The sequence below is a fragment of the Bradyrhizobium sp. genome, from assembly GCF_049512235.1.
Classification (GTDB): Bacteria; Pseudomonadota; Alphaproteobacteria; order Rhizobiales; family Xanthobacteraceae; genus Bradyrhizobium.
Genome location: NZ_JBEKXH010000435.1, coordinates 1 through 5,452, shown reverse-complemented (window position 1 = coordinate 5,452; position 5,452 = coordinate 1). Strand labels below are relative to the sequence as shown.

5 protein-coding genes and 1 pseudogene are annotated in these 5,452 nt (G+C 61.7%); 2 read left to right on the top strand and 4 right to left on the bottom strand.

The features are described from left to right. Nucleotides 1–26: 26 nt before the first annotated feature. From ABSG20_RS28620 to ABSG20_RS28605, 4 genes and pseudogenes are all read right to left on the bottom strand, one after another. Nucleotides 27–1,232 carry a YcaO-like family protein gene (locus ABSG20_RS28620; protein WP_423867823.1) on the bottom strand — a complete coding sequence of 402 codons (1,206 nt, stop codon included), beginning with the start codon at nucleotides 1,230–1,232 and terminating at the stop codon, nucleotides 27–29. 201 nt (nucleotides 1,233–1,433) lie between these two features. Continuing rightward, nucleotides 1,434–1,634, bottom strand: a complete 201-nt coding sequence (locus tag ABSG20_RS28615) for a hypothetical protein (protein ID WP_423867822.1) — start codon at nucleotides 1,632–1,634, stop codon at nucleotides 1,434–1,436. A 65-nt stretch (nucleotides 1,635–1,699) separates the two neighbouring features. Then, nucleotides 1,700–2,968, bottom strand: a complete 1,269-nt coding sequence (locus ABSG20_RS28610) for a nickel-dependent hydrogenase large subunit (protein WP_423867824.1) — start codon at nucleotides 2,966–2,968, stop codon at nucleotides 1,700–1,702. Nucleotides 2,969–3,097: 129 nt separating this feature from the next. Then, a pseudogene (locus ABSG20_RS28605) lies at nucleotides 3,098–3,436 on the bottom strand (nickel-dependent hydrogenase large subunit); the annotation flags it as partial. A 493-nt stretch (nucleotides 3,437–3,929) separates the two neighbouring features. Here ABSG20_RS28605 and ABSG20_RS28600 point away from each other — a divergent pair. Both ABSG20_RS28600 and ABSG20_RS28595 read left to right on the top strand, forming a co-directional pair. Next, a complete protein-coding gene (locus tag ABSG20_RS28600; RefSeq protein ID WP_423867821.1) occupies nucleotides 3,930–4,613 on the top strand; it encodes a hypothetical protein in 684 nt (227 codons plus the stop codon). A gap of 53 nt (nucleotides 4,614–4,666) precedes the next feature. Beyond that, the coding region (locus tag ABSG20_RS28595) for a hypothetical protein (protein WP_423867820.1) at nucleotides 4,667–5,452 on the top strand (786 nt) is incomplete at its 3' end.

The following is a 5,452-nucleotide window of genomic DNA, read 5'->3' as shown; positions in this document are numbered from 1 at the left end:
GTGATCAGAGCTTCGGAAACACTGACCTAGGCGATCTCCTCAATTTCGTTCGTGCGAGCTTCGAGTTCCGCCTGCATTCTGCAACCTATACGCATCGTCGATCGCGAGAAATGCTCCAGCCGCGGCACGACCAGCCGTACGACGTGGAGCGGCCCTTCGGGCGGTGTGTAGATCATCCGATAAATCGGCCGGTCAATCACGCGTCGCAGACTGTTCACCGCTGCGGCCCACTGAGCGGCCAATGGAGCGGCCGCCACGGGGCGCTCCGGAATGTCCTCGAACCGGATCGACGGCGTCTTGCTCGAAGCGGTCACGATATGCTGTTTCACGCGATCGGCTTCCGCGAGGGGATCGTACCATCTTTCCGGTTCGCGTCCGCCATGCAGGAAGGCGAGGCGGCTTTGCGCCACTTCCGTGACCGCGCGCGTCAGCGCTATCCGGCGTTCGTGATGGCATCCCCAGCCGCCATTGAAAAAGCGGCGTTCGAGGTTGTCCGGGTCGAACAGGAATGCGGCAAAGAACGGGATGCCATAATCATTGGGGACGTAGCGCATCACCAGCCGCAACCCGTTGCGGGCGGCGGTTTCGACGATGTTGTGGACTTCACAGGGCAGGCCTTCACCCGTGACCCGGGCCGAGCGGTTGCGGATGAACTCGATCGACCAGATGTCGCGCTCGATCAATTCATAGAGCGCGTGAATGCTGGCTTCCAGCACGCTGTTGCCAGACGCCAGGCCATTGCTCGACGAGCCGTAGAGTGGAGTGCCGACATCGGGCGCCGGATTGAACGCCAGCTCGGCAGGGATCCAGCCCTCGGCGCCGCTTTCCACATCCTGGGCGCGCGCGAGCAACAAGGCCTGATCGGGAGCGGCGCGACGGTCCAACTTCGGCGCGAATTCAAGGATCGGGTCGCTGCCCTCGCCGACGCCTGACAGTTCGGACGGCCAACCCCATCTTGTCTCGATCTGTGCGACGCCTGGCTCCGAGAAGTAGGACTCGATCGCTTCCATATAGGCGCCGACCTCCGATTCGATCGGAAGGCAGCCCTTGCCAAAAGCGTAGGGGTCGGTTGCCGACCGCAGCCGTTCGCTGACGAAAATCGGAACGCCAAGGCGATCCATCGCCGTGATATCGGTGACCGCATGGATCTGGGCCAATTTCGCCCATGCTTTGGCGTGGCCCAGGGTTGTCCGCGCTGCAACGATACGGACGCTGGTGTGCAATCTTTCCACGCCATCCAAACCCGAAAGTGAAATTGCCGCGCTGCGAGCGCGCCAATTGTCGATTGTTCCGCATCCTCGTCGGCGGACAACGCCGATATTCCGAACCCATGAACTCATTCAGCTAACAAGCAAATCCATCGCTGCGCCGAGCAAAGCCGGAGCAGGCCGATCGCCACGCGATCGGTCCGCTCATGCCGCCGCTTCGTTGCCTCAGGCGTAGCATCTGCTGGAGCCAATGGCGGGATCGGGCTTGTAGGGATCGTCAGGAGGCTCATCGGGATTGTCGCCATCATCCGGATCGTCGCCTCCGGGCGTCGGTGTCGGTGTCGGTGCGTTAAGACAGTGAACGCCGGCCGCGTCGATGCGGGAGGCGAGCAGTTCCAGCAGTAGCGCGCTTGCTTTCTTCGACATCGTATTCTCCGTACTCTCCATCATGGGCCAAGATGCACGATTAGACTTCCCAAGCGAAGCAATGCTCATATCAATCCGTCGGTATTCACCTCCATGGCTGAAGTAAAATCGGTGCCTTTGAAGATCAGGTGCATCTTACAGGGCATGCAGGGATCGAAGCTCTGAATTGCCCGCACGAGATCAATTCCGTGAAAACTGGCCGGACCGGTGCAGTTGGATTCGATGATCGGTGTATTCAGCACGGCCCGCTCGACCGGGCCCAATTCTCCCCAAGGCGTTCGCGGACCGCCATTGATGCGCGAGGGCACCGATACCTGATAATTGCTGATCTCCGCGCCCGTCAGAACCGCCCAATGCGCCAGGAAACCGCGTCCTGCTCCCCCGAAGCCGACGCCGAAGCGTTTTCCGGTTGCCGGAATATCAAAGGGAGTCGCCATGTCTTGTTCACCGCGCAACAGCAGTTTCCTGGCGCGGTGGTGGTTTTCCAGCGTCACCATCAGGTTGAATGCGACCGCGTAGGCGCGGGCCCGGTTGCGCTCGAAGGCATTCCATATCCGCGGAACCTGCCATTCCAGGCGTTCGCTGGGGAGCTTGCCCGCGGGAATGTGGAGCACCACGCTGCGGCCGGTGGACATCACGAATTCGCTGAACGGCATCTTTTGGGCCAGCGCGCTGATATAGAGCCGAGCATAGGCACCGACCTCAAAGGTGTTGCGATTCCACACGGTGGCCGTGGCCCAGCTATATGGCCGCGGGCCTGCATTCTTCGCGGGGTTGCGGTCGATCGCCTTGTTCCAAGGGTGATATTGGCTCAACGGGTTGCCCGCGGGATCTTCGCGGTGCGGGTGGCCCTGCCAGTCATCATGGAAGGAGCGATCGACGAACTCCTCGATGCCGCTGTTCAGCCGGGTCAGATCGGTCGTGATAAGCCTGCCATCGATGACCGCGCCCGGTGTCGACCAGCGCTTCTCGCCCCAACGGTCGCAATTTTCGTAGGTCCCGTCGTAGTAATCCTCGTGATCCCACTGACCGAAGTCGATCATGTTCGCCGGCGCGCGGCCAAGTTCTCGAAAGGCCGGGTCGCACGCATGGAAGAAGTCGGAAACGTCGTCCCAAATCCGCGCGCAGCGCTTGGCGTAATCGATAAAGGGTTCGAGCTTTCGTACAAAGGCATCGAGCTGTTCCGTGCAAAGCGTGAGCGAGACGCCGCCCGGGCAGATCGATTCGGAATGCGGGTATTTCCCGCCGAGCAGGACATAGGCCGCCCGCGCCCTCCGCATCATATCGAGCGCTTCGACGAAGAGCTTGCCGGAACCCCGGTTCAGGTCCGTCATGAGGGCGCCGATGGTCGGGTAGCCGTGAACCGCGGCATGAGCGGCAGGCGAGCGTTGCGCGCTGGCCCAGATCTCGGGATTGGTAGCCTTCACGATATCCTCGGAATAATCCGGTCCGCACAGGACAAACAGATGCATCGGGTTGTCGTTCAGGTACTGGCAGGTCAAGAGCAGGTTGCGCGCGACGATGGCCAGCGGCGGCGGCCTGATCCCGAGCGCCATCTCCAGGCACTGCGCGGAGGTCGCGGCATGAACGCCGCCGCAAATCCCCGACGCCGTCGAACTGATGAGGCCGGCATCCTGCAGGTCGCGGTTGCGCAGTAAGGATTCATAGCCGCGATACTTCGTGGCCACGGACGCGACATCCGATACTTTCCGCCCCGCAAGATCGATGCTGCAATGCAGGCTAAGGCCGCCGCCGATCCGCCGGAACGGATCCGAGCTGTCCGAGGCCTGCGCCGTGTTCATGTGCTCGATTTTGGCCATCAATGCCTCGCCGGGGCCATCGCGATCAGTCGGACAAGAGGTCGCTCCGGGGGCGACCGGCCATTCGCGCTCCGGCAGGAGGCCGTCCGTCTCGCGGGATATCGGGAGCGTCAGGCTTGTCATTCTTTGCGTCCCCTCGAAAATCGCAAAGTAAAAGTAAATGTCTTGGCTTCAAAACGTCCGCAGGAAAACGGCAGAACGCGCCGTCAGAGTGGGCTAGGCCGGAAGGGTGCGCGTAACTTTTAAAACTTGTGCGATAATCATCCTAACATTGTGCTGGATCACGCGCAACAACTCGTGATAACGAGTGACGGAGGGTCCGATAAAAATTTTCAGGCTCGCTACGTTTGTTTGACGCCGGTGAATGAAACCGTCCGGCGTTTGAATTTGGGAAATTGGCGATGCGCAAGCCGGATTGAGCAGTGCGGGCTGACCTGTCTTACCCAATCGCAGCGCTATGCAGAAAGGGTCTCCCATGCAGAGCAATGACGCCGATGCCATCACGCCCGTCGATGCGACATTGGTCCGCATCAAGGACCGCGGCGAGATCAAGGAGATCGATTACGACGGCGCCATCACCAAGCATATCGGGTCCTTGTGGTGGGGCACGGCGGTCGGCTACCGCGCCATGCAGGCCGCGGCCGAAGCCTTGTCCAGGGATGGGCTGTGGAGCCGTGACGATCTCTACGTCGTCGGCGCTCACCCCGGGCCGGGCGTGCGCGACGCGATCGACCATGTCACCGGCGTCGTCGGGCGCGACCGCTACAGGCTGGTTCTCGAACCGGACTGCGGCATGAAATGCAACAGCTCGATGAAATTCGAATGGTGGGTCAGCGATGGCCACAGGACGGCGTTCGTCAAGCTCCGCGACGACTTCGTGCCGCGCGCGTTCTACGAGCTTTCCGACCGGCTCGGCACCGCCGCCGAGACCAAACAAGACAGGCGGCTGTTCGAGATCTTCAAAGTCACGCTCTCGACACGTATCTGGGCGGCGCCGTTGAGCAGGAATTTCAGCGTCGAGTTGAGCGACCGAGCGCTCGCCGTCGGTGATCTGCCCGACGAGGTACTTCGGGTCGAGTATTGGAACGACCTGAAGCGCAAGCGGCCGGAGAGCGCGGTTGCGGCAGATGCCAATCAGGCATTGCAAACAGGGGGATGAAAATGAAAGATACCCTTCAGCGATCGAGATCTCTCGGAAAGGCCGCTGCCCTCATGGCTGCCGGGGCATGCCTCGCGGCTGGATTGACGGCAACCGCCGGCGCGCAGGTTCTGCCGCCCAATCCCGATCCTGCTTGCGTTGTGCCGGCGCGCCAGTTCAACAGCTGGTTCGAATCCGGTTTCCCCGGTCTCGATAAGCCGGTCAAACCGGCCGCCAGCATCGAGTTCGACAGCAGCAATAATTGCAATTTCTATAAATGGTCGGAACAGATGTTGCTGTGGCTGACCTCTCCGGCATCAGGGCCCCGGGGTCGCCGGGTGTTCGATTCACAGATCTTCTATCAGGTGGTCGATAAGAAGACACTGGTGGCGCAGACCACGCTCGGTCCGCGGAATTTTGCGCTGCGTGCAGCGCAAGCTGGTCCCGATGGTCTGCCTGTCATCATCGACTCCGCAGGCCATCTGCGCGAATTTGTCACCGCGCCGAGCACCTCAGGCATCACCGCACTGGGCGTCACGGGGGAAGCGCCGGCCCAGATCGCCAAGGTTGAGGCCGGCAGCAACGGCAAGGCGGTGTTCCGCGATGCCAAAGGCAAAATCGTGAAAGTCACGCCGAAATTGACCGCCGACATGCTGCCGCAAACGCTCGGCCGCTTGGCTGGCTTGGCCACGCCGCCGAAGGGCCGCAGCGCATTGAGCGCCGCGGCCGAACGTCAGCAGATCGCGGACGCGCTCACCGCCGCGAAGGTGCTGATCGCGATCAACACCGATGACGGCCCGGTCTTCGTCGAAGCCGGCACCGGCATCATTGACAATCTCGGGCCCGGCCAGGCTGGCGGC